The organism is Acinetobacter sp. FDAARGOS_558 (genome assembly GCF_003937785.1).
Lineage (GTDB): Bacteria > Pseudomonadota > Gammaproteobacteria > Pseudomonadales > Moraxellaceae > Acinetobacter > Acinetobacter baumannii.
In genome coordinates this window covers 3075823-3100359 of sequence record NZ_RKJH01000001.1, presented here as the reverse complement: position 1 = coordinate 3100359, position 24537 = coordinate 3075823, and the positions used below count along the sequence as shown (strand labels likewise).

The following is a 24537-nucleotide window of genomic DNA, read 5'->3' as shown; positions in this document are numbered from 1 at the left end:
CATTAGCGTCGGAAATTAGACAATAGCTCACTTGTGATCGCTTTATTGTGATCAGCAATTTTAGTTTTCTTAGTCTTCGCAGGATTAGGATCGATACGCTCAATTTTAATTGCTTTAAATTTTCCTCGATTATCTGCAGCAAGAAATCTCACTTTTTCATTTCTTTTCGGTTCACCTTCGGATGCAGGGAAATCAGAAATATGAAAGAAAATATCTCCTTCAGTCGTCGAAATAAAACCAAATCCTTTATCGGCGTTATATTGTTTTATCCTTCCCGTATAAAACTCTTGCTTCATGATTTTTCACCCTAATTTCCCAATGCAATTACTGTAGTAAATAAAAAGAGACTTTCATTTCCGCTATTAAAAGTTATACGGCTTAATGAAGTCTCTTTTTATCGTTATTTCAAAAATCAGTCTTTTTGAACACTACCAAAAATCTTGTCACCAGCATCGCCTAAGCCTGGAACAATATAACCATGTTCATTTAAGCCATTGTCAATAGATGCAGTATAAAGCTGAATATCAGGATGTGCTGCCTCTACTTTCGCGATTCCTTCAGGTGCTGCAACTAACACCATAACACGGATATCTTTACATCCACTTGCCTTTAATACATCAATAGCAGCAACTAAAGAATTACCTGTTGCCAACATTGGATCAATGATCATGGCAATACGGTTAGCGACATCAGGAACTAACTTTTTATAGTAAGTACGTACTTCTAGAGTTGCTTCATCACGCTCAAGCCCTAACACACTTACTTTTGCACTTGGAATTAGGTTAAGCACACCATCAAGCATACCGATACCTGCACGCAAAATCGGTACAATCGTTATTTTTTTACCCGCGATACGCTGAGTAGTAACATTGCCAGCCCAACCTTCAATCTCACAATCCACAACTGGTAAGTCTTTCGTCGCTTCATATGTCAATAACATAGTCACTTCCTGAGCAAGCTCACGGAAATTCTTGGTACTGATGTCAGCACGACGTAATAAACCTAATTTATGACGAATAAGTGGGTGACGAATTTCTTGAATGGCCACAGATGTTACCTAAAAATATAAAAACGTATTTATTATAATCTTTTTTTAACTATCAATAAAAAAAAGCCTCCATATTTGGAGGCTTTTTTGTACACAAGAATTATTGTTGCTGAGAAAGCATGAAATGTAATGGAGATAAAATTTCTGCTTTTAATGCCAAATTAATCATTGGATCTGGATAAACACCCAAAATAATAACTAATGCAGCAGCAGCCAATACCATTAAACCACCCACTTTTTGTCCCCAATGTGCATCAGCATCAATACGAGGAGTTTCAGGTGGAGTCATATACATAACAACCATCACACGTAAGTAGTAATACAAACCAATACCACTACCCACAATAATCATTGCAGCTAAGAACCAGTGTTGAGTTGTTACAGCAGCCATAACAACCAAGAACTTACCAATGAAGCCTGCTGTTAATGGAATACCAGCCAAAGATAACATCATGACTGTTAATGTTGCTGTAAGTACTGGACGGCGCCAGAACAAACCACGGTAGTCTGCAAGGCTTTGCGCTTCATCTACGTTATTATATGGGCTAGACATTAACGCTACTGCACCAAAAGCACCAATAGTCGTTAATACATAAGTCACCACATACACAGTTACGCTACCCAAGCTTGCATATGTCATGCTGATTAAAGCAATTAACAAATAACCAAAGTGAGCAATAGATGAATAACCCAAAATACGCTTTAAGTTGACCTGACGAACAGCGAGCAAGTTACCGACTAAAATTGACAATACCGCAATGATTGTCAAAACAGTCACTAGCGAGTTCACCATGATTGCGCCAGAAGCAAGCAAATAACGTACGAACAAACCAATTGTTGCAACTTTAGCAGCAGTCGCCAAGAATGTTGCCATTGGAGCTGGTGCACCTGCATATACATCTGGTGTCCATTTATGGAACGGTGCAAGCGACAATTTGAATGCAACAGCAAAAATAATGAGTGCTAAACCTAATAACACCATTGGCTGTTTGATTGCGCCAAATAAAGCTTGTACAGAATCATAGAATGAAAGTGAACCAGTGTAAGCGTAGATATACGCCATACCCATCAACAACATTGCAGAAGCTGTTGCAGAAAGCACAAGATACTTAATCCCTGCTTCAAGCGACTGACTACGTTGATATGTATAAGCAAGTAAGCCGTATACAGGAATCGACATTAACTCAAGGCTAATGAAGAATGATGCATAGTGTGAACTTGCAACCATCAACATTGCACCTGCTACAGAAGCAAGTAACAGAAGATAGAGTTCTTCACGGTTGTCTTTATAAGTCTCAATGTATGCATGAGACAAAGTACAGCAAGCCAATGATGCAACTAAAATCATGAATTGATAGAACATAGTAAATGGATCAACCATAAACATGCCCATCACATTTGCCGGCACAAATTTGCCGCCAAATAATTCTAACAAGATATAAAGTGCAGCAAGGTTTAAACCGACAACAGAGGTTGTTGCGATTAAATTATGGTTACGCTTAATTGAAATTAACAGCATGACGACGACTGCTGTCAAAGCAACAATCATCACCGGTGCTAAAGGCATAAGCGTAGAAAATGATACTGTGAAGTTCATGATTATTGGATCTCCACATGGTCAAGTTGAGTAGCTGTTTGCTGAACAGTTTCAACGACTTCTTGTACTGGTACATAACTATTGACCAACCACTGCATGCTTGAATGAGATACATCCAAGAATGTTTGTGGATAGATACCAAGCCAAACGAGACCAATCGCACAAATCATCAAAATACTAACTTCACGAGCAGATAAGTCTTTTAATGGACTAGTGTAGTGTTGCTTTTGTTCAGAGTTTGGTTCACCAAACAAAGCACGGTGAATCAAGATCAAACCATACAAACCGGCAAATACAAGGCTGATAGAAGCAATGATCGTGAATACAGGATATTTATTAAATGAACCCATCAAAATCAGGAATTCACCAATAAAGTTACCTAAACCTGGCACACCAACAAGAGCTGCGACGAAGAACATTAAGAAGAACGGTAAATACTGGAGCTGACCACGAAGACCACCCATCAAACGTAAATCACGTGTATGTAAGCGCTCGTAGATTTGACCAGACATAATGAACAATGCAGCTGATGACAAACCATGTGCCAACATCATGATCATTAAACCTTGGAAGGTCAAAATATTACCTGCATAAATAGCAAGTAAAACGAAGCCCATATGTGAAATCGACGTATACGCAAGTAAACGTTTCATGTCAGTTTGCTGGTAAGCACACCACGCGCCGTAGAAAATACCAATCAAACCGAAAATAATTGCAATATCTGCAAACTGTGCAGAAGCTGCCGGGAAGAATGGAATTACAAAACGAAGCAAACCGTACGCTGCTGTTTTAATCAAGATACCAGCCAAGTCTACAGAACCCGCTGTAGGTGCTTGAGCATGGGCATCCGGTAACCAGCCATGCAATGGGAAAACTGGTAACTTCACTGCAAAACCAATAAAGAAGCAGATCATGAAACCATACGCGAAGCCAGCAGGTAAACGATTCGCTACAGCTAATAAATAGTTGTAATCAAAACCGATCATACCAGTCATCATGTAACCATAAACCACAAGGCCAAGGATACCGATTAACATTACTAAACCAGCGATTTGCGTATATAAGAAGAACTTGGTTGCAGCGTAAACACGTGAACGACCGTTTGAACCCTTATGACCCCATAACGCAATCAAGAAGTAGATTGGTACAAGCATCATCTCCCAGAAGAAGAAGAATAGGAACAAATCAATTGCCAAGAACACGCCGATAACGCCCCCTAAACTCCATAACAAGTTTAAGTGGAAGAAACCAACATTCTTTTGGATCTCACCCCATGAACAACCAACAGCAAGTACACCAAGTAAAGCTGTTAATAACACCATGAGTAAAGACAAGCCATCCACTGCTAGGTGAATGCCAATACCGAGAGATTGAATCCACGGTAAGTAAAACTCAGCTGTCCAAGTTGGGACTTTTGAGCCTAACTCGTAGCTATAAGTACCACTTTGCCAAAGTGCAAGACCTAAGCCCAACGTGATGAGCATACCAATTAAGGCGATCCAGCGTGGCAAAGTTTTGTCGAGTTTATCGACTAACCAACAAGTAAAACCTGCAATGAACGGAACAAGGATCAGCGCGGGTAAAATTAAATTGTTTTCCATTTTATTTCCCCACTACCTGAATAACGATCAAGATCATCAATAACACCACTACACCGAGTGACATGCTTGATGCGTATTCACGCAATGAACCTGTTTGACGTGAGCTTGTGAAACTGTTTCCGCCTTTAACAAGCGCAGGAAGAACAAGCCATAAGCTGTCAATCGGATCACGACCAAATAGTTTGGCGAAGAATAAATAAGGTTTAACAAAAACGATGTCATACAACGCATCGAAACCAAATGCAGTACGACAAATATGAGCTAAGCCAGCACCAAGACTTGTTTTTGCAAACGATTTTACTGCACCGTAAGCAAATGCAAATAGACCAATACCAACAGCTAAACCAACAAGCGCGATACCTACTGCTAAATGCTCTGCCCCATGCATGCCTTCAACAAATTGTTCAGCAACATGGAATTCAGGAATTTTTGCCGTATTCAAAATATTTGCTACCGGAGCTTTTAATGCAGCACCAACAAAAGTAGACAATACAGCCAAGATACCTAATGGAGCCCAGTAAGTAGCACCTTTAATCTCATGGTAATGTGTATTTTCTTTACCGAAGAATACAACCCAGATTAAACGGAAGGTATAGATTGAAGTCAGGAATGCACCTGCTACACCAGCCCAATATAAGCTGTTATATAAAGCAATCGATTGACCTTGTACCCAAACCTCACCGAGAATCGCGTCTTTAGAGAAGAAGCCGATTGTTAAGAATGGGATAGCTGCTAATGCACCGCCACCAATCGCAAAACATGCAAATAGGAATTTGTTTTTGTAGAACAAACCACCCATTTTGAAAATATTTTGTTCGTGATGGTAAGCAAGAATAACTGCACCAGAAGACAAGAATAATAATGCTTTGAAGAATGCGTGAGCCAACATGTGGAACAAGCCAGCTTGATACGCTTCTGCACCGACAGCCATAAACATATAACCAAGCTGACTCATAGTTGAGTAAGCCAAAATACGTTTGATGTCTGTTTGTACGAGAGCAGCAAAGCCTGCAACTAATAAAGTTACAGCACCTGTTACCGAAATGAATTGCATCACTTCAGGCGCAAGTTCAAATACACTGAATAGACGACAGCACAAGTACACACCAGCTGTTACCATTGTTGCTGCGTGGATTAATGCAGAAACAGGTGTAGGACCTGCCATCGCATCTGCTAACCATGTTTGCAATGGAATTTGTGCAGATTTACCAGCAGCACCCAAGAACAACATTAATGCAGTCCAGATGGTAAGTGACGAACTCTTCGTCATTACTTCTGCTGCGTGTTCAACGATATACTGAGTATTAAGCGTACCAAATTGTTGGTAAAGCAAGAATAAAGCGATAAGTAAGAATACGTCACCTACACGGGTAACTGTAAATGCTTTGATCGCTGCCCAACCATTTGCAGGGTTTGCATAATAGAAACCAATCAGCAAGTAAGAGCATAGACCTACGCCTTCCCAACCTAAGAATAACAACGCTAAGTTGTCACCCAACACAAGCAAAAGCATGCTTGCAACGAATAGGTTGAAATAAGAGAAGAAGCGCGCATACCCTTCTTCACCACGCATGTACCATGATGCAAAGATGTGGATTAAGAAACCAACACCCGTGATCATGCCCATCATGAGTAAAGATAAGCCATCTAAATGTAAGCTAATGCCAGGCGCGAAACCACCAACATTGAACCATGTCCAAAGATTTTGAACAAAAACTTGCTGGCCGCTACTGGTAAATGCCATACCAGCAATCAATGCAAATAATGCAGATAAACCTACAGAACCTACACCAATAATTGCTGCAACATTTTCAGAGAGCTTATCACGCCCAGCCGCCAATAAAATAAAACCGATTAGCGGAAATAATACTGTTAGATATAAATAACTCATCCGCGCATCTCACTAGCAGCATCCACATCCAAATGATGGAAGCGATGATAGAACTGAAGGACAATCGCAAGACCGATACACGCCTCTGCAGCAGCAAGGGTTAAAATCAGAATAAACATGACTTGTCCATCTGGTTGTGCCCATACACTACCCGCAAGAACGAATGCTAACGCTGCAGCATTCATCATGATCTCAAGGCTCATTAACATAAATAAAAGGTTGCGTCGCACCATTACACCGTAAAAACCGAGTGCAAAAAGAATGGTCGCAACAATCAAACCATGTTCTAAAGGGATCTGGCCCATTATTCTTTTTCCTCTTCTGCACCTGGTTCACGTTTACCTAAGTGGTATGCTGCAACAAGGGCTGCTAGCAATAACATCGCGGCAACTTCAACCAACAATAAATAGTGTGTAAAGAGCGCTTGACCAACAACTTTTGGTCCAATTACTTGTGCTCCAAGTGGTGCAGAGATGGTTGTATATTCACCACCGAGCATCCAAACTAAAAGTAAGCCAAGTAAAAAGCTCATGAGTGCTGGATATGCCCAAGCATCTGAAGAAAGCCATTTACGCTCTTGTTCAACTGTGTGTTGCCCTAAGTTAAGCATCATCACAACGAATACGAACAAGACCATAATCGCACCAGCATAAACAATGATTTCGAGGGCGCCGGCAAACGGCGCACCTACGATCATGAAAATACCAGCAACAGCAAGCAATGAAACAATCAGACTAAGCAATGCATGTACAGGGTTCGTGTTAGTCACTACACGAACCGTAGAAACGATGGCCACGAGCGCCATCAAATAAAACGGCCACATCATGGTAATAGACTCCGTACATCGATTGGTGCACTTTCTTTTTGTGCTTGACCTTTCTCTTTACCGTTAATTGCCATACCAGTTACACGGTAGAAGTTGTAGTCTGGGTATTTACCTGGACCTGAAATGAGCAAGTTTTCTTTCTCATATACGAGGTCTTGACGTACGTATTCGCCCAACTCGAAATCTGGAGTTAGCTGAATCGCTGTAGTTGGACATGCTTCTTCACACATACCGCAGAAGATACAACGAGAGAAGTTGATACGGAAAAATTCCGGATACCAACGTCCGTCTTCTTTTTCAGCTTTTTGCAGTGAAATACAGCCAACCGGACATGCAACCGCACAAAGGTTACATGCCACACAACGCTCTTCCCCATCCGGGTCACGTGTCAAGATAATACGACCACGATAGCGAGGTGGTACAATTTCCTCTGCTGGTACTTCTGGATAAAGAATTGTGTCACGTTTACGGAAACCATGGGTAAATACCATGAATAACGTCCGAACGATTGACCCAACTCCAGCTAGAATTTTATACATTTTGTACTCCCTGCTGTCTTAGGCCTGATTCATCAGAATCACAGCACCAGTTACCAATAGGTTAACCAACGCCAGCGGCAAACAAATTTTCCAACCGAAGTTCATGACTTGGTCGTAACGTGGACGCATTAAAGAACCACGTGCCAATACAAACATCATTACGAAGAATGCTGTTTTAATCACAAACCAGAACACTGGTGGAACAAATGGAATTTCTAAATTAAATGGAGCTAACCAGCCACCAAAGAATAAAGTCACGATCAATGCAGAGATAAGTACAACGTTTACATATTCAGCAACGAAGAACATACCCCATTTCATACCGCCATATTCAACATGGTAACCTTCGGCCAATTCTTGTTCTGCTTCAGGTTGGTCAAATGGGTGACGGTGAGTTACCGCAACACCTGCAACAACGAAAATCAAGAAACCTAAGAACTGTGGAATGATGAACCAAACATCACGTTGAGCTTCAACAATTTCACGAAGGTTAAATGAACCAGCGATTGCAACCACACCCATTAGCGAGATACCCAAGAACACTTCATAAGAAATTGTTTGAGCAGCTGAACGCAAACCACCGAGTAATGAATATTTGTTATTTGATGACCAACCACCGAATAACACTGCATAAACCGCAATACCAGCCATTGCCATAAAGAACAACAAACCGATGCTCATGTCCGCAACACCCAATGCAGGGCTTACAGGAATAACCATGAACGAAAGCACCGCAGTTGCCATCGCAACTGCCGGAGCTAAACGGAAAGTTAATTTATCAGCAAATTTTGGTGTCCAGTCTTCTTTGAACATGATCTTAAGCATGTCGGCAACGATCTGGAACATACCACCAGGACCAACACGGTTTGGACCATAACGGTCTTGCCACCAAGCAAGCAAACGACGCTCAATGAAAGACATCAACGCTGCAACAAGAACAACAACAAGCAAAATCACAACTGCTTGAACAACAGCGTAAGCAATTGGCCAGTTCTCAGCCCAAAGTGGCGTTTGACGTATAATTTCTTGATTCATGAATTACACTCCTAATGCCACTGAAACAGGTTCAGCTAAAGATACTGTCGGAGCTAAACCAACTGGGTAACCAATATAACCTGTAGGTAAATATTCGATTACTTGTACAGGTAAGCTCACAGTTGTTTCGCCTGCTTTTACTGTAATACGTTGGCCTTCTTGTAGATTCAAACGTGTTGCGTCTTGTTCGCCCACAGCAAATACAGCTTCAGGAATACGAGTTTCCATTGCAGGTGTTTTAATTGTGAATTCACCAGAACCAAAGATATGGTGCATTGGTACAAGACGGAAGCTTTCAGGATTTGCAACTACAGCTGTTGGAGCGACATAGCTACGTGCTGGACGTTTTGCTAAACGGTCGAATAAACGAACGCCTGAATCACCACCTTTTAAGTGACCACCCACTTCATCTTGGTATTTGTTCCAAGATTGTGGAGAGTTCCAACCTGGTGCCCACGCAAATGGTACAAGCGAAGAAGCTTTTTGCGGACCTACATAACCTTCCATAGAGAATGTTAATGCTGAGTCTGGATCTGTCGGTTGTTTAGGTTCATGAACCGATAAAGGCGCACGCATTGCTGTACGACCAGAATAACGACGTGGTTCACGAGCAATTTTCAAACCATGTACACGGTAGCCAGCGTCTGGCGCAACATCTTGAATTGCTTCAAGTACCGGAACGTTCTTCACGATTGTTTCGATTACGTCGTCAAGTACTGTCCAATCAATTGGCTTGCCTTTAAGGCCAGTTTCAATGGCATGCAACCAACGCCAAGATTCTTTAATCGCGTATTCAGGTTTGTAGTAGCTTGGATCGTAAACTTGGTAGAAGCGTTGTGCACGTCCTTCTTGGCTTACGACAGTACCATCACCTTCGGCAAAGCTTGCTGCTGAAAGTACAATATCAGCCTGTTTCACAGTTTCAGTTTCACTGTGGTCAAGCACGATTACTGTTTCAGCTTTATCAAGTGCTGCTTTAACTTGAGCGGCCGGTAAACGACGGAATAAGTCATTTTCAACAATAACAAGTGTGTCGTAGTCTTGAGCAAATGCTTGTTCAAGGCTTAAGCCACCAAATAATGCCAAGCCCATAGAGTTCACTTCAGGAACAACAAGGCTTAAACCAGCTTTTGAGCCAAGGTTTTGCGTTAACTCTGCTGCTGCTTCCATAATTGAAGCATCTTGCAAGCTCGTACCCGCAATAATTAACGGTTTGTTTGCTGCTTTTAAAGTGTCGGCAATAGTTTGAGCAAATGCTTTTGCATCATCATCTAAACCATTAACTGTTTCGCCTTTAACTGCCGCAGCAACTGCAAAACCTAAACGCGCAATATCATTTGGTGATGCAACAACTTCACCAGTCGCAACATCCGCAAGGCGAGTTTGAGTTGCAGCCAAGATATAGATCGGAGATTTCGCTTCCTGACCAATACGTTGTACAGGTTCAGCCAACCAGTCCGGTGTACGTGTTTTTGCAGCCATTTCGCGAGCTTTATTTTTTGCAGCTTGACGAACTGACAATGCCATACGTGGAGCAGTTTGAGTTAAATCTTCACCCAAAATTAATACTGCATCGTAGCTTTCAATTTCACGCATGTTCGGGTTGTAAATACCCTCTGTTTGCATGATTGAAGCAGCAAGTTCAACGAGGCTTTGCTCTTTTTGTGCAACACCTGTTGAGTAGTTTGCTTGGCCCACTAGTTCACGCAATGCGTAATTTGATTCTAAGCTTGCACGTGGCGAACCGATACCTAGAACTTTTTTACCTTCAAGTTTCGCAATTGTTTGGTCCAACGCTTGGTCAACAGAAACAGTTGCTACTGTTTCGCCATTACGGAACTGAGGTTGACGTGGACGATCTGCACGGTTTACATAACCTGTGCCAAAACGGCCTTTGTCACAAAGGAAGTATTGGTTAACCGAACCATTGAAACGGTTTTCTACACGACGGATTTCGCCATAACGCTCACCCGGAGAGATGTTACAACCTGAAGAACAACCATGACACACGCTTGGTGCATATTGCATATCCCATTTACGGTTATAGCGCTCTGAATGAGTCTTATCGGTAAATACACCAGTTGGACATACTTCAGTCAAGTTACCAGAGAATTCAGACTCTAAAGTACCTGATTCTGGACGACCAAAGTAAACACGTGATGCATTGGCATATACACCAAAATCTGTACCGCCTGCATAATCTTTGTAGTAACGAACACAACGGTAACAAGCAATACAACGGTTCATTTCATGTGCAATAAATGAGCCTAGTTCTTGGTTGTAATGTGTACGCTTAGTAAAACGATAGCGACGACGGTCGTGACCTGTCATTACAGTCATATCTTGTAAGTGACAGTGACCACCCTCTTCACACACAGGACAGTCGTGTGGGTGATTGGTCATTAAGAACTCAACAATAGATTCACGGAAATCTACTGCTTCTTTGTCTTCAATCGAAATATAGGTATTGTCAGATGCTGGTGTCATACATGACATCACAAGACGTCCGCGCGTATCTTCAGGATTTGCATACTGAGTTACGGCACATTGACGACATGAACCAACAGAACCTAAGGATGGGTGCCAACAAAAATACGGAATATCAATGCCAAGGGATAAACATGCTTGTAGCAAGTTTTCTGATCCATTGACTTCGTACGATTTTCCATCGACATGAATTGTAGCCATAGTCGAATCCCTTAAGCTTGTTCTACGTTGCTAGTTTGCACGACAGGACGATCAGTCACTTTCGCTTCAAACTCGCTACGGAAATGTTTGAGTGCGCCCATAAGCGGCTCCATCGCACCTGGTGCGTGGGCACAGAAAGTTTTACCAATCCACAATTTACGAGTAAGTTCTTGTAAGTGGTCGATATCTTCTTTCTTACCTTCACCTGTCTCAAGTGCTTTAAGCGCTTTAACAGCCCATGGCAAACCATCACGGCAAGGTGTACACCAGCCACATGATTCACGCGCAAAGAATTCTTCCAGATTACGGGTCAACGACACCATACATTGGGTCTCGTCTACCACCATTAATAAACATGTTCCTAAACGAGAACCTGCTTTCATAATGGTTTCAGCATCCATTGGTAAATCAATGGTATCTGCCGGTAAAAAGTCAGTAGACGCACCGCCTGGTAACCATGCTTTAAGCTTCAAGCCATCACGCATACCACCAGCATGTTCTTCGATTACTTCACGTGCAGTCGTACCAAATGGTAGTTCCCAAAGACCAGGGAATTTTACTTTACCTGACGCACCATAAATCTTTGTGCCCGGATCTTTTGATTTACCTGCTGATAAACCGATATACCATTCTGGACCACGAAGCATGATTGCTGGCAAGTTGTTATAAGTCTCAACGTTGTTCACAATCGTTGGACGACCCCATGCACCAGCAACTTGCGGGAATGGTGGTTTAGTACGTGGGTTAGCACGGCGACCTTCAAGTGAGTTAATCAATGCAGTTTCTTCACCACAAATATAACGACCTGCACCGGTGTGCACGTGTAACTCGAAGTTCCAGCCAGAACCTAAAATATTGTCACCTAAGTAACCTTTAGCGCGGATTTGCTCAAGCGCTTCATTTAGGTATTGTGCAGCCTCGATATATTCACCACGAATAAAGATATAACCTTGAGTTGCTTCTAGGGTATAACCTGCAATCAACATACCTTCGATCAATTGGTGAGGAAGTTTTTCCATCAACAAACGGTCTTTAAAGGTACCTGGTTCCATCTCATCGGCGTTACAGATCAAGTAACGTGGACCGCCATCATTTGGCGCCATAAGAGACCATTTGATCCCTGCAGGGAAGCCTGCACCACCACGACCTTTTACAGTTGCAGCTTTAATGACTTCAAGCACTTCAGCAGGTTTCATACCTAATGCTTTTTTAAAGCCGGCATAACCTTCAAGTGCTTCGTAATCGTCAGCACTACGTACCGATTCTTGTTTGCTTAAACGCCAAGTCAGTGGATGAGTTTCCGGATTACCGTCGCCATAAATTGGTTTTGGTTCAGTATTCATACATACTTCTCCAATAACTGTTTGATTGATGTCACTTCTACTAAACCGTGAGTATCTTCATCAATCATTAACGTTGGGCCTTTGTCACAGTTGCCTAGACAGCAAATTGGAAGCAGCGTAAAACGACCATCTTGTGTCGTTTGACCAAACTGAATACCTAATTCGCGTTGGAATGCTTCAGCAAGTGTTTCAGCACCCATCAAAAAGCAAGCAATTGAGTCACAAAGCAAAATTACGTGGCGACCTACAGGTTGGCGATAGATACGGTTGTAGAACGTTGCTACACCTTCCAAGTCTGCAACACTAATCGTCAATAATTGTGCGATGGCGTTCATTTGAGCATCATCTACCCAGCCATTACGGCGCTGTACGCACTTTAATGCATCTAAAGAAGCTGCACGTGGGTATGGATAGTGACCAATGTGATGTTCAATTTCGTGGATTTCTTCAGCAGTCAAAATCCCTTCAACATTCACACGTGGTTTTTTATCAGTCAGAATCATCATTTTGCGTTACCTCTTAGCGATCCACGTCAGCCATAACCACGTCAATGGTCGCCAGATAAATGATTAAGTCAGATACTAAACTGCCGTTAATCACTGAAGGAATTTGCTGTAAGTGAGTAAACGTCGGTGTACGGATACGAGTACGATAACTCATCGTTGCCTTATCCGAAGTCAAGTAATAAGTACTTGCACCTTTCACAACTTCAGTCATGAATGACGCTTCACCAGCAGGCATGACAGGACCCCATGACACGCTCAAGAAGTGCGTAATCAAAGTTTCAATATCTTGTAACGTCTTATCTTTTGGTGGTGGAACAGCCAATGGGTGATCCGCTTTATATGGACCAGAAGGCATGTTATCCAAACACTGTTTGATAATTTTGAGTGACTGTTCAATTTCACGGAAGTGAACAAGTACACGAGCGTACGCATCGCCTTCATACTCAACCGGAACTTCGAAGTCGAAGTTTTCATAGCCACTGTATGGACGATATTTACGAACGTCAAAATCAATACCTGTTGCACGTAAACCAGTACCGGTTACACCCCATGCAAGTGCAGATTTGGCATCGTATTGAGCGACATTACGTGTACGACCAATAAACACAGAGTTTTTAAATGCAGCTGTGTAGTATTCGTTCAAACGTTTTGGCATCCAATCTAGCAACTCTTTAACAAGTTTTTGCCAGTTGTTTGGAAGGTCATGTGCTGTACCACCAATACGGAACCATGCTGGGTGCATACGGTAACCCGTAATTGCTTCAACAATGTCGTATACTTTTTGACGGTCTGCGAACATATAGAATACTGGTGTCATACCACCGGCATCCTGAATTGCCGTACCACAGTAAAGTAAGTGGTTATTAATACGGAACAATTCGTTCAACATGACACGAATCACTTGTGCACGCTCAGGAACTTTAATTCCAGCAAGCTGTTCAACAGCCATGACATATGGCATGTTTTGCGCACAACCACCTAAGTAGTCAACACGGTCAGTATAAGGAATGAAAGAGTGCCATGTTTGACGCTCAGCCATCTTTTCCACACCGCGGTGGTGATAACCGATATCAGGAACACAGTCCTTCACTTCTTCACCGTCTAACTGCAATACAATACGGAATGCACCGTGCGCAGATGGATGGTTAGGACCCAAGTTCAAGAACATGAAGTCTTCGTCAGCGTTACCACGCTTAAGACCCCAGTCTTCTGGTACAAAGCGTAAGTGTTCCTGTTCGAAATCTTGCTTCGCTTTGTCTTGCATGTACGGCGTATATTCTGTCGCACGTGCTGAATATTCTTTACGAAGCGGGTGACCTTCCCAATAAGTTGGTAACAAGATACGACGAAGCATTGGATGCCCTTCGAAATTGATACCGAACATATCGTAAGCTTCACGTTCATACCAGTTGGCATTTGGCCAGATATTTGTCGCTGTCGGGAGGTTAAGATCGTTTTCGTTCAAGGCAACCTTGATACGAATGTCACTATTACGCTCAAGCGATAATAAATGATAGAACACAGTGAAGTCAGATGCTGGCAAACCATCACGATGTTGACGTAAACGCTCATCCATCGCTGATAAGTCAAACAGCATTACATAAGGACGTTCCACTTTACGCAGGAACATGAGGACTTCTTGCACGCGTGCGCGCTCAACCCAGACTGTTGGAAACTCTTCAAAAGTCGCCTGCACATAAAAGTTCTCACCAAATTTGGTTTTGAGCTCTTCTACGATTGCAAATGCTGGGCGTGAATCAACTGGTGTTGATTCTGGCATAGCAATGTCAGTTTCAGCCATTGGCTTGGCTTCCTATTTAATACAAATTCTGTCAATTTTCTCGATGAACATATCGGTTAGATATGTCAAAACACCGTCAAAAAATTATTTAATCTCATCCATAGAGCGTAAGTTTTTAACGGCAATACGCTGCGCATTCTTACGATCACGTTCTGGCATCATCTTTGGCTTATACACTGGCTGAAGATCATCACCAATCACGGCAGAAAGCGGGCGTCGCTCTAATTGAATCTGGTCTTGTAAAAGCATTAATGCTTGGATTAATGCTTCAGGACGAGGCGGACAACCTGGGACGTACACGTCAACAGGAATAATTTTGTCTACACCTTGTACTACTGAATAGATGTCGTACATACCTCCAGAGTTTGCACAAGCACCCATTGAAATAACCCATTTAGGTTCTAACATTTGTTCATACAAACGTTGGATAACCGGAGCCATTTTTACAAAGCAGGTACCTGCAACAATCATCAAGTCAGCCTGACGAGGTGAAGCACGAATAACCTCTGCACCGAAACGGGACAAGTCATGCACGCCTGTTAAGGTCGTTGCATATTCAACGTAACAACATGATGTACCAAAGTTAAATGGCCACAAAGAGTTTTTACGTCCCCAGTTTACTGCTGTATGCAAGACATCCTCTAAACGAGTCATGAATACGTTTTTATTCACTTCCTCTTCAAGTGGATCTGTCACAATTTGACGATCTTGCAATGGATATTGATCAGCATCCGGATTCGCGCGGGTCAGAGTATATTTCATCCCGACTTACTCCTTTTCAGATGACAATGCAGGTGTAGTTTTTGACTTAACACGACCTGATGATTGGGCTGGAATCTGGCCTGTAGGGTCAGTTACGAGCTCTTCAATAGAGTTAAAGCGTGTAATTTCAGCAATGTTCATTGTTGGTGAACCGACTTTAATCTTCTCACCTGCTAATTTACGGCGATCTGCCGGTGCCCAACTTAAAGCACCTACAGAGAAGGCATAAACAAGCGCAATTAATAGGTCAACGACAAAGATTACGACAGTGGTATAACCCAACCATCCTACTTCACGCACCGAAGTAGACCATGCATAGAGGTAAAGTGCCTCTAAGTCGAAAACAACGAAGAAAATTGCAACTAGATAGAACTTTGCAGACAGGCGAATGCGAGCGCCACCAGCACTCACGACACCTGATTCAAACTGCTCTTGCTTAGCACGTCCCCACGATTTCCCCCCGAGGAGTAAGGGAACTGTGAGCATAAAGACGCAAAGAAATGTAACGCCGATCACGAAGGCGATAATCGCCCAGTCGTATGGAGTAATGGCACTCATGCGGGGATAACTCCTGGCAGGCCTATTATTTAACAAAGAATGTATGTATTGGCCTTCAAATACACCAAACACAAAATTAATCCCGCCAATTGTACCTGATTTCTAATTTCCCTTGCTAGTTGAAGCGTCTTAGTCTTTTGGATGATTTTCCAATCAAAAGTAATCATCTATGTCTTGTAGAGGGGGTTTCACCGCTTATAATCGGTTTATTTGATAGTTTTCGCACTTGTAATGATTTTTTTCATTTTCTGATTTTTAATATTATTTGCACAATTGCTCAATCGGTCAAATTAAACACCTTACTTTTTTATAATATTAATCGGTTTTTTATTGTATTCATCTTCCCCTCTGAATTATGATGAATGTTTAATCATGCATTAATATTTTATTACTCTTGGATAAGAGTGTTTATCATTAAGGGCAGCTGATGCCATACTCACTTCGTGAATTTTCATTTTCTACCTCCCTGAAATTTTTTCTCTTATTTACCATCATTATTACGCTATGTTGCTTTATTGGAATTGCATCTCGTCCTCTTAGTTTTCTTGCTTTTTTCTGGCCTGCTAACTCGGTATTTTTAGGCCTATTGCTTCGATTTCCACAAACACGCCAAATAGGTAGTTTTGCCGGTGCTTTTACCGGTTACATGATTGCCGATTTAGTTAATGGCACACCTCTTTTTCTCACCCTTATTTTAACGATATCCAACTACCTGTATGTAGTAACGACTTTAGCACTCGCAATATTGTTTAATCGCCATATAAAAGCAGCTTATCAAGGCTATTCTTATTTACTCTTATTTGCACTATGCGGGATTGGCAGCATAACCGGTGCTTTTTTTGCAGCAACTTTTGTGCCTATGTTTAACACCAAATTTATGATTGGTAGTTTTTGGGCCGAATTTGGTTATTGGGTTACATCAGAGCTTCAAAATGCTTTATTGTTGTTGCCCATTATTTTAAACATCCCCCCTTACCTTAAAATAAAAAACCACCTTAAGGGTAATCGTATATATATCAAAGCGATTGATTTTTTGCCTTTATTCGCTGTTTTAATTTCGATAGGAGTGAGTTATTACGACTCGGGTCCAGGTTCCCTACTCTACCCCATCGCCGCATTAATCTGGTGCGCTATCCGCTATAAACCGATTATTGTTGCTCTCATTACATCCTTTACCAGTGCATATATTATTTATCATGTCTCAGGGCATTATTTATTACTGTATCCGCAAGACTATTTAAGCAATAACATTTCTATACGTATAGGGCTAATCATGATGACGGTTGCGCCACTTACCGTTTCCAGTATTAGCGCACTCCATTCTGAATTAATTCAGAAGTTACAACATGCAATTGCCCATGATGAACTCACCTCGAGTTTAACTCGACGCCAATTTTTACAGTCAGTCCGCCTACTCCAAGAAAAAGTACAAAAGGAAAATAAGACCTCTGCATTTTTTATGTTGGACGTCGATCATTTTAAAAAAGTGAATGATAGTTATGGCCACTTAATTGGGGATAGAGCCTTACAGACCTGTGTAACGACCATACAAAATATTTTACACCCTCATGACTTACTAGGACGTTTTGGTGGAGAAGAATTCGCAATTTTTATTCCGGATACCACCAGAGAGGCTGCCTTTGAACTCGCGGAAAGAATACGCATTCAAATTAGTCAGCAACCGATTTATGTATATGGCAAATTACCCATCTTTGTGCAGGTAAGTATTGGTATTAGCTTATATTCTCCAAGCTATCACCGTTCTATTGAAAGTTTGTTTAAAGAAGCAGACGATGCACTCTATCAAGCAAAGCGCCAAGGGCGTAATAGAGTTTTTATTTCTTTGTAATATTTCCAAGTCATCATCTAGTGTAATGAATTTTATACAATATCTTCTGTTTTGCCATGTATGCTAATAACAGATAATAAGGAGAAAAATGCATGAATCTAGAATATACGCATAAACCAGACTATTACTTGTTTGCACAATTACTGGTGCGACATATAGAAAGCTATATTCATAAACACCCAGATGCAGATAATGCCATTTTTGACTTGCGAGATGTCTATGAAATTTTTAGGCAAGATTTCGCATCAACCACAACAAATCTAGAAGGCATTTTACATATTGCAGACTCATATAGAGTTGAGACTTTGAATGGGGATCAGCCTCTTATTCAAAAATATCAAATTGATGCTAAAAATAATTCGCTCTTGATTGACTTTAATACAGATGCACTCAATAGCCTGAGAAGCGGCAAACCTATTTTGGAACCTGATGCAACTCAGTTATAAATGAACCAATAAAAAAAGCACCTTATGCAGGTGCTTTTTTATTGGTCTTTAATGGCGGTTGTTTAAAGCGATGTGCTGGCCAAGTCATAATAAAGCGTGCGCCTCCCAAGCTTGGGCTTTCATCTACTTTAATTTCACCACCAAACCAGTAAGCAATACGACTTACAATCGAAAGTCCTAAACCATAACCACCAGATGCACGTGTACGGCTATCATCTAAACGTGCAAAGGCTTCAAATACACGTTTGCGGTCTTGCTCAGGAATACCCGGTCCGTCGTCTTCGACACAGACAAAAGCCATGCCATCACTATGAATACCGCCCGTAATCCGAACTTTGTTATCACAATAACGGACTGCATTACCTACCAGATTTTGTACAACACGGTGAAGGTAACGACGCTCTGCATCTACTTTCACATATAAAGGCGGTGGAATAAGTTCAATTTCTTTCTGTGTTTTTAAAGCCTCAGTTTCAACTGCAACCTGATCCAACACTTCAAAAAGTACAATTTCTGCAAAGTCTAATGAAGGTGTACCCTGCTCTAGTTTTGCATAAGTCATAATTTCATCAATTAAGGTATTGAGTGCTTCAATATCTTTATCAATCATGTCGACCTGATGCATACGATGATTGTAATCATCTTCTTCGGCTAACATTTCTGTACCAAAGCGAATACGTGCCACAGGCGTTCTCAGCTCATGAGATACCGCTCTCATTAACTCACGTTGAGCCTCAATCAAACGCTGAATATGGTCAGACATATTGTTATAACTTGAAGCCAAGTTTGCCATTTCATCGCTTCCTTCAATAGGAACACGCAGTGACAAATCACCCGATTTCATACGGTTTAATGCATAACGCACCTGACGGATTTTGCGCTCTAACGGCAAAATCAAACCGTAAACACCTAGACTTAATAAGAATAAGCTAAATAAGGTAATACCCGCCGAAAGCTGTAAAGGCATCCAGTTAAACATTGGAACCGGACCCAGCACTAACACCTGCGCAGGATGATTCGGTATTGGAGACACAATCGAAATGGTTGTACCGCGCACTGTTGCACTATCTTTGTACAACATGACACTTTGGTCTTGGCGCAAACGTCCAATCTGTTCAGAATCCAGATTTACATCTTGAATGTTTTGAATATTGATCGGATATGAGAAATGCTTTTGAATCTTGGCAAGATATTCTTGTTCCTGCCCCGGATAAAACATTAAATAGTCGAGCACAAAAATAGGAAGAGCCTTCATTTGGCGTTCAGTGATTTTGTCGACTTTTATAGATAAGTAATGTTGTGGGTCGTCACGTAAGCCAATAATGACATATGCAATGCTATTGCTTGCATCGTAACGAACTACAGATTTTTGTGCTTCTATCCGCTTTTTCTCGGTCCGAGACAGCTCAACCTTACTTGCATCGGTATAATAAATTGGAAGTTCGAGCAAATCAGATGCGTCAGAAATCCAATCTATTTTTTGCTGCTTCCCAGGTTGTCGAGCGACTCCTTCACTAATGACATAAGAAATACCATCAGTTAAAGATTCTCGGTATTCTTGTGCGCGTTGGTAGTTGATAATTTGTACCAGTAAATACCCAAAAACAGCTACCAAAACAACAAGAATTACCAGCCCCGCATATATTCGCAGGAATATACTGTGTTTAAACACTCGACCAACCTTATAGGAAGTTTAATCAGATTTTACAATCCATTGGTTTCTTTAACAAACAAGTAACCTTTACTACGTACAGTTTTAATACGTTTTGGATTTTCAGGATCATCGCCAATTTTTGGACGAATACGTGAAATACGTACGTCAATTGAACGGTCTTGACCATCGTATTCGATACCACGTAAACGTTCGAAGATATCTTCACGCGATAAAATACGGCCAGCGTTTGATGCAAGCAACCATAACAAGTCATATTCAGCACTTGTAAAGTCAACAAGCTCACCATTCAACGTTACCGAACGGCCACCATTGTCGATGACGAGGTCGTCAAACTCAATACGTTGAGCAACTTCATCTTCAACAGTTTTATCCGTACGGCGTAACAAAGCACGAATACGCGCTAATAATACACGTGGTTGAACTGGTTTCGCGACATAATCGTCTGCACCCATTTCCAAACCAAGTACCTGATCCATATCTTCAGTACGTGCAGTCAACATTAAGATTGGTTGATGATAGTGTGGGCGAACTTCACGACAAACGGTTAAACCATCTGCACCCGGCAACATGACATCCAAGACCACAAGATCCGGTTGCTCACTAATAATACGACGAATTGCACGGTTACCATCGGTTTCTACACCAACTTCCAAACCGTTACGGATTAAATATTCTTGAGTTAATCGCGCTAAACGCTCGTCGTCTTCAACGATCAGAATCTTTGGTAACTTTTCTTCTTGGCTCATATCATTGCCCCTATAAATCTCATTACATGTATCTTAAAAATCTTGCAGATACATTCGTTTATCATTTGCAATATACACACGTTTACATTGTAAACAAGTAGGCGTTCACCAAACTGATACATGACAACCATGTTTTGTTGCATTTTATTAATCTTTGAATTTTCAGGTATTTTTATTATCTGTTTATTGTTCTTAAATGTCATAATCTATTCATATTTCCTATGTATGAATATTAAACAAATTATTTCTTCACTAAATTTAAATTCACTCAAGTGTTTGTTTTTTGAGTTATCCACAAAGTTATCTATAAGTGTTTTTTCACAGCTTTGGTATGCTATCTCCCGACAAATCATACAGATAAAAAATTACTAAAAAGTCAAGATTGATCTACCGTAAAAAATCCCGTATCTTGTGTTGAAAATAAACTTTAACTACTAAGTCTTGTGTTTATCCCTCAAATATCGTGGCATGTTTTTTGCTCGGTTCAAACGGTCTATGAACATAACAAAAGTGACAATGGAGCTATGCTGGCATGAGCGTAATTACTTCGACTCCCGGTCAAATTCAGGTGATTAAACGCACCGGAGATGTTGCTGCATTTGATGCAGAGAAAATTTCTGTTGCGATTGGTAAAGCTTTTCTTGCTGTGGAAGGTCAACAAAGTGCGGATTCGAGCCGTATTCACGACCGTATTACCCAACTGACGGAAATGGTACTGAACACTTTCACTCGCCGTTTACCTTCTGGCGGTACCATTCATATTGAAGAGATTCAAGATCAAGTTGAACTTGCACTGATGCGTACTGGGGAGCACAAAGTCGCTCGTGCTTACGTTATCTATCGCGATCAACGCGCAAGTGCCCGTAAAGACACAAATTCTAATCATCACCCTACCTTGCAAGTTACCGATGCAAACGGTCAGCTTCAACCACTTGATTTAAGTGCACTGCAAGCAACTGTAAATCGAGCTGCTGAAGGCTTAGAAGGTATTGATGTTCAAGCAATTATCGATGAAACCGTTAAAAACTTATATAACGGCGTAAAAGAAAGCGATATTGCTACCACCATGATGATGGCAACACGTACACGTATTGAACAAGAACCTAACTATACATACGTAACTGCACGTTTGCTTCGTGATGAGTTGGTCAGCACTGGCTTAGCATTCTTAGGTTTACCAGCCGATACAGCTGAAAACAATGCACTTGAAGCATTCTTGAAAAAAGGTGTAGAGCTTGATTTGCTTTCACCGGACTTGCTTAAGTTCGATCTAGAAAAACTAGCAGCGGCAATTCAACCGGAACGTTCTAACCAGTTTACCTACTTAGGTTTACAAACTCTATTTGACCGTTACTTCATCCATTCAAATGGCGTTCGCTTCGAATTACCACAATTATTCTTCATGCGTGTGTCAATGGGTCTTGCACTTAATGAGCAAGACAAAGAAGAGCGTGCAATCGAGTTCTATAACTTGTTGTCTAGCTTTGACTATATGGCATCTACGCCTACCCTGTTTAACTCAGGTACATTACGTCCACAGCTTTCAAGCTGTTACTTAACAACGATTGGCGATGACCTTTATGACATTTATGGTGCAATGCGTGACAACGCGATGCTCTCTAAATGGGCAGGTGGTTTAGGTAACGACTGGACACCTGTACGTGCCTTGAACTCTTATATTAAAGGTACAAACGGTAAATCTCAGGGTGTTGTTCCGTTCCTTAAAGTTGCGAACGATACAGCCGTTGCGGTAAACCAAGGTGGTAAGCGTAAAGGTGCGGTATGTGCGTACTTAGAAACTTGGCACTTAGACATCGAAGAATTTTTAGAACTTCGTAAAAACACGGGTGATGACCGTCGTCGTACTCACGACATGAACACTGCAAACTGGGTTCCTGACCTATTTATGCAACGTGTGTTTGAAGATGGCGAATGGACACTATTCACTCCGTCTGAAACTCCAGACCTACACGATTTAACTGGTGCTGAGTTTGCTGAACGCTATGCATACTATGAGTCTGTTGCAAAAGAACAGAACATGTTGCACAAGAAAGTACGTGCGAAAGACTTATGGCGCAAAATGCTTTCTATGTTGTTCGAAACTGGTCACCCTTGGATCACGTTTAAAGATGTTTGTAACTTACGTTCACCACAACAACACGTTGGCGTAGTTCACTCATCTAACCTATGTACTGAAATTACGTTAAACACCAACCAAGACGAAATTGCGGTATGTAACTTAGGTTCGATCAACCTTGTTCAACACGTTAAAGGTGGCGTATTAGACCGTGAGAAGTTAGCGCGTACTGTTAAAACAGCAGTTCGTATGCTCGATAATGTTATCGACATTAACTACTACGCTGTACCACAAGCGAAGAACTCTAACTTGAAACACCGCCCTGTTGGTATGGGTATCATGGGCTTCCAAGATGCACTTTACGAAATGGGTATGGCTTACGGTTCTGATGAAGCTGTGAACTTTGCTGACGAGTCAATGGAAGTGATTAGCTACTATGCAATCCAAACTTCAAGTGACTTGGCTGTTGAACGTGGTGCTTACTCAACATTTAAAGGTTCATTGTGGGATCAAGGCATCCTTCCAATCGACTCTTTAGAAATTGTTGCGAAATCTCGTCCAGAACGTATGTTTGAAGTTGACCGCACTCAACGTTTAGATTGGGACAGTTTACGTGCCAAAGTTCAAAAAGACGGTATGCGTAACTCAAACGTAATGGCGATTGCTCCAACTGCAACCATTTCGAACATTTGCGGTGTTTCTCAGTCTATTGAGCCAACATTCCAAAACTTATATGTGAAATCTAACTTGTCTGGTGAGTTCACTGTAATTAACCCTTACCTTGTTCGCGCATTAAAAGAACGTGGTCTTTGGGACACAGTGATGGTTAATGACCTCAAACACTTTGAAGGTTCAGTACAAAAAATTGCTCGTATTCCTGAAGAATTAAAAGCAATCTTTGCAACTGCGTTTGAAGTTGAGCCACGCTGGATTGTTGATGCTGCATCACGCCGTCAAAAATGGATTGATCAAGCACAATCTCTTAACCTTTACATCTCTGGTGCAAACGGTAAGAAACTTGACATCACTTATAAGATGGCATGGTTACGTGGTCTTAAGACGACTTATTACCTCCGTGCGTTAGGCGCAACATCTGCTGAAAAATCTACAATTAACACAGGTGCGTTAAACGCGGTTAAACCTGCAACTGTAGAAGCAGCAGCACCTGCGGCAGCTCCGGTCGTAGAAGCGAAGAAGCCTGATGCAGTTGAAGAAGACGGCTTCACTCAAGCAGCTCCGGTTCCTATGGCTTGTTCAATCGACAACCCAGATTGCGAAGCTTGCCAATAACATTCAATAAAGTTGCTCTTTAACACAAAAGAGCAACTTTAAACGAGGTAAAGATTATGTTTTTTCATCTCAGCCATAACTATATGCTTGGTGTTGGAATCTTAATCTTTGCCTTTATTTTCTTTTATACGCCTATGGTTTACGCCTTTTTTAAAATCCGTAAACAACAGCGTAAGCAAAATAAGTTGTAGGGATAATGGACCAAAGGCCCAAAATTTGGTCATACATCAATAAAACTTAATTTTGTTTACACATTATG

22 protein-coding genes are annotated in these 24537 nt (G+C 41.4%); 4 read left to right on the top strand and 18 right to left on the bottom strand.

The genetic code is table 11. The annotated features are described in order from the left end of the window. Nucleotides 1-2 precede the first annotated feature (2 nt). The 15 genes from EGT34_RS14845 to ndhC form a co-directional block, all read right to left on the bottom strand. The gene (locus EGT34_RS14845; RefSeq protein ID WP_000806835.1) at nucleotides 3-296 is read right to left on the bottom strand and encodes a cold shock domain-containing protein; all 294 of its coding nucleotides are present in this window, start codon (nucleotides 294-296) and stop codon (nucleotides 3-5) included. 116 nt (nucleotides 297-412) lie between these two features. After that, nucleotides 413-1048, bottom strand: coding sequence for a uracil phosphoribosyltransferase (upp, locus tag EGT34_RS14840; RefSeq protein WP_001007343.1), 636 nt, complete (start codon nucleotides 1046-1048; stop codon nucleotides 413-415). 100 nt (nucleotides 1049-1148) lie between these two features. Beyond that, nucleotides 1149-2645, bottom strand: a complete 1497-nt coding sequence (gene nuoN, locus EGT34_RS14835) for an NADH-quinone oxidoreductase subunit NuoN (protein ID WP_001011955.1) — start codon at nucleotides 2643-2645, stop codon at nucleotides 1149-1151. A 2-nt stretch (nucleotides 2646-2647) separates the two neighbouring features. Beyond that, on the bottom strand, nucleotides 2648-4246 hold the full coding sequence (gene nuoM / locus EGT34_RS14830; protein ID WP_000429844.1) for an NADH-quinone oxidoreductase subunit M: 1599 nt from the start codon (nucleotides 4244-4246) through the stop codon (nucleotides 2648-2650). Between the two features lies 1 nt (nucleotide 4247). After that, nucleotides 4248-6137, bottom strand: coding sequence for an NADH-quinone oxidoreductase subunit L (gene nuoL, locus EGT34_RS14825; RefSeq protein ID WP_000121137.1), 1890 nt, complete (start codon nucleotides 6135-6137; stop codon nucleotides 4248-4250). Further along, nucleotides 6134-6442: an NADH-quinone oxidoreductase subunit NuoK gene (gene nuoK / locus EGT34_RS14820; RefSeq protein ID WP_000529822.1), complete on the bottom strand. Its 309-nt coding sequence runs from the start codon at nucleotides 6440-6442 to the stop codon at nucleotides 6134-6136. The genes nuoL and nuoK overlap by 4 nt, the downstream gene beginning before the upstream one ends. Further along, nucleotides 6442-6960, bottom strand: coding sequence for an NADH-quinone oxidoreductase subunit J (gene nuoJ, locus EGT34_RS14815; protein ID WP_014205902.1), 519 nt, complete (start codon nucleotides 6958-6960; stop codon nucleotides 6442-6444). Before nuoJ ends, nuoK begins: the two co-directional genes overlap by 1 nt. After that, nucleotides 6960-7502 carry an NADH-quinone oxidoreductase subunit NuoI gene (gene nuoI / locus EGT34_RS14810; RefSeq protein ID WP_000276693.1) on the bottom strand — a complete coding sequence of 181 codons (543 nt, stop codon included), beginning with the start codon at nucleotides 7500-7502 and terminating at the stop codon, nucleotides 6960-6962. The genes nuoJ and nuoI overlap by 1 nt, the downstream gene beginning before the upstream one ends. 18 nt (nucleotides 7503-7520) lie before the next feature. Further along, on the bottom strand, nucleotides 7521-8537 hold the full coding sequence (nuoH, locus tag EGT34_RS14805) for an NADH-quinone oxidoreductase subunit NuoH (protein WP_001070989.1): 1017 nt from the start codon (nucleotides 8535-8537) through the stop codon (nucleotides 7521-7523). A 3-nt stretch (nucleotides 8538-8540) separates the two neighbouring features. Then, nucleotides 8541-11225: an NADH-quinone oxidoreductase subunit NuoG gene (gene nuoG, locus EGT34_RS14800; protein WP_000190953.1), complete on the bottom strand. Its 2685-nt coding sequence runs from the start codon at nucleotides 11223-11225 to the stop codon at nucleotides 8541-8543. A gap of 11 nt (nucleotides 11226-11236) precedes the next feature. Beyond that, nucleotides 11237-12568 (bottom strand): NADH-quinone oxidoreductase subunit NuoF, encoded by a 1332-nt coding sequence (gene nuoF, locus EGT34_RS14795; RefSeq protein WP_001091095.1) that lies wholly within the window; start codon nucleotides 12566-12568, stop codon nucleotides 11237-11239. Beyond that, nucleotides 12565-13074: an NADH-quinone oxidoreductase subunit NuoE gene (gene nuoE / locus EGT34_RS14790; RefSeq protein WP_000973142.1), complete on the bottom strand. Its 510-nt coding sequence runs from the start codon at nucleotides 13072-13074 to the stop codon at nucleotides 12565-12567. The genes nuoF and nuoE overlap by 4 nt, the downstream gene beginning before the upstream one ends. Nucleotides 13075-13087: 13 nt before the next feature. Continuing rightward, complete coding sequence (gene nuoC, locus EGT34_RS14785; RefSeq protein WP_000852150.1) at nucleotides 13088-14875, bottom strand: NADH-quinone oxidoreductase subunit C/D; 1788 nt, start codon at nucleotides 14873-14875, stop codon at nucleotides 13088-13090. An 84-nt stretch (nucleotides 14876-14959) separates the two neighbouring features. Next, the gene (locus tag EGT34_RS14780) at nucleotides 14960-15637 is read right to left on the bottom strand and encodes a NuoB/complex I 20 kDa subunit family protein (protein ID WP_000878003.1); all 678 of its coding nucleotides are present in this window, start codon (nucleotides 15635-15637) and stop codon (nucleotides 14960-14962) included. Nucleotides 15638-15643: 6 nt separating this feature from the next. Then, entirely contained in the window at nucleotides 15644-16195 is a 552-nt protein-coding gene (gene ndhC / locus EGT34_RS14775) for an NADH-quinone oxidoreductase subunit A (RefSeq protein ID WP_001274550.1), read from the bottom strand. 427 nt (nucleotides 16196-16622) lie between these two features. On the opposite strand from ndhC, the gene EGT34_RS14770 reads away from it, so the two are divergent. Next, complete coding sequence (locus tag EGT34_RS14770; RefSeq protein WP_001147029.1) at nucleotides 16623-18044, top strand: sensor domain-containing diguanylate cyclase; 1422 nt, start codon at nucleotides 16623-16625, stop codon at nucleotides 18042-18044. 92 nt (nucleotides 18045-18136) lie between these two features. Continuing rightward, nucleotides 18137-18490, top strand: coding sequence for a hypothetical protein (locus EGT34_RS14765; RefSeq protein WP_001047855.1), 354 nt, complete (start codon nucleotides 18137-18139; stop codon nucleotides 18488-18490). Between the two features lie 22 nt (nucleotides 18491-18512). On the opposite strand, the gene bfmS is transcribed toward EGT34_RS14765, so the two are convergent. From bfmS to EGT34_RS14750, 3 genes are read right to left on the bottom strand one after another with little or no spacing between them, the layout of a single operon-like run. Further along, nucleotides 18513-20162, bottom strand: a complete 1650-nt coding sequence (gene bfmS, locus EGT34_RS14760; protein WP_000472466.1) for a sensor histidine kinase BfmS — start codon at nucleotides 20160-20162, stop codon at nucleotides 18513-18515. A gap of 32 nt (nucleotides 20163-20194) precedes the next feature. Continuing rightward, complete coding sequence (bfmR, locus tag EGT34_RS14755; protein ID WP_000076440.1) at nucleotides 20195-20911, bottom strand: response regulator transcription factor BfmR; 717 nt, start codon at nucleotides 20909-20911, stop codon at nucleotides 20195-20197. Then, nucleotides 20908-21114 (bottom strand): hypothetical protein, encoded by a 207-nt coding sequence (locus tag EGT34_RS14750; RefSeq protein ID WP_000143214.1) that lies wholly within the window; start codon nucleotides 21112-21114, stop codon nucleotides 20908-20910. The genes bfmR and EGT34_RS14750 overlap by 4 nt, the downstream gene beginning before the upstream one ends. 329 nt (nucleotides 21115-21443) lie before the next feature. Here EGT34_RS14750 and EGT34_RS14745 point away from each other — a divergent pair, with 329 nt between their 5' ends. Together EGT34_RS14745 and EGT34_RS14740 are read left to right on the top strand one after the other, a co-directional pair. Next, nucleotides 21444-24278: a ribonucleoside-diphosphate reductase subunit alpha gene (locus EGT34_RS14745; protein WP_000111538.1), complete on the top strand. Its 2835-nt coding sequence runs from the start codon at nucleotides 21444-21446 to the stop codon at nucleotides 24276-24278. A gap of 56 nt (nucleotides 24279-24334) precedes the next feature. Then, the gene (locus EGT34_RS14740) at nucleotides 24335-24469 is read left to right on the top strand and encodes a hypothetical protein (protein ID WP_000465010.1); all 135 of its coding nucleotides are present in this window, start codon (nucleotides 24335-24337) and stop codon (nucleotides 24467-24469) included. The last annotated feature ends 68 nt before the right edge of the window (nucleotides 24470-24537 follow it).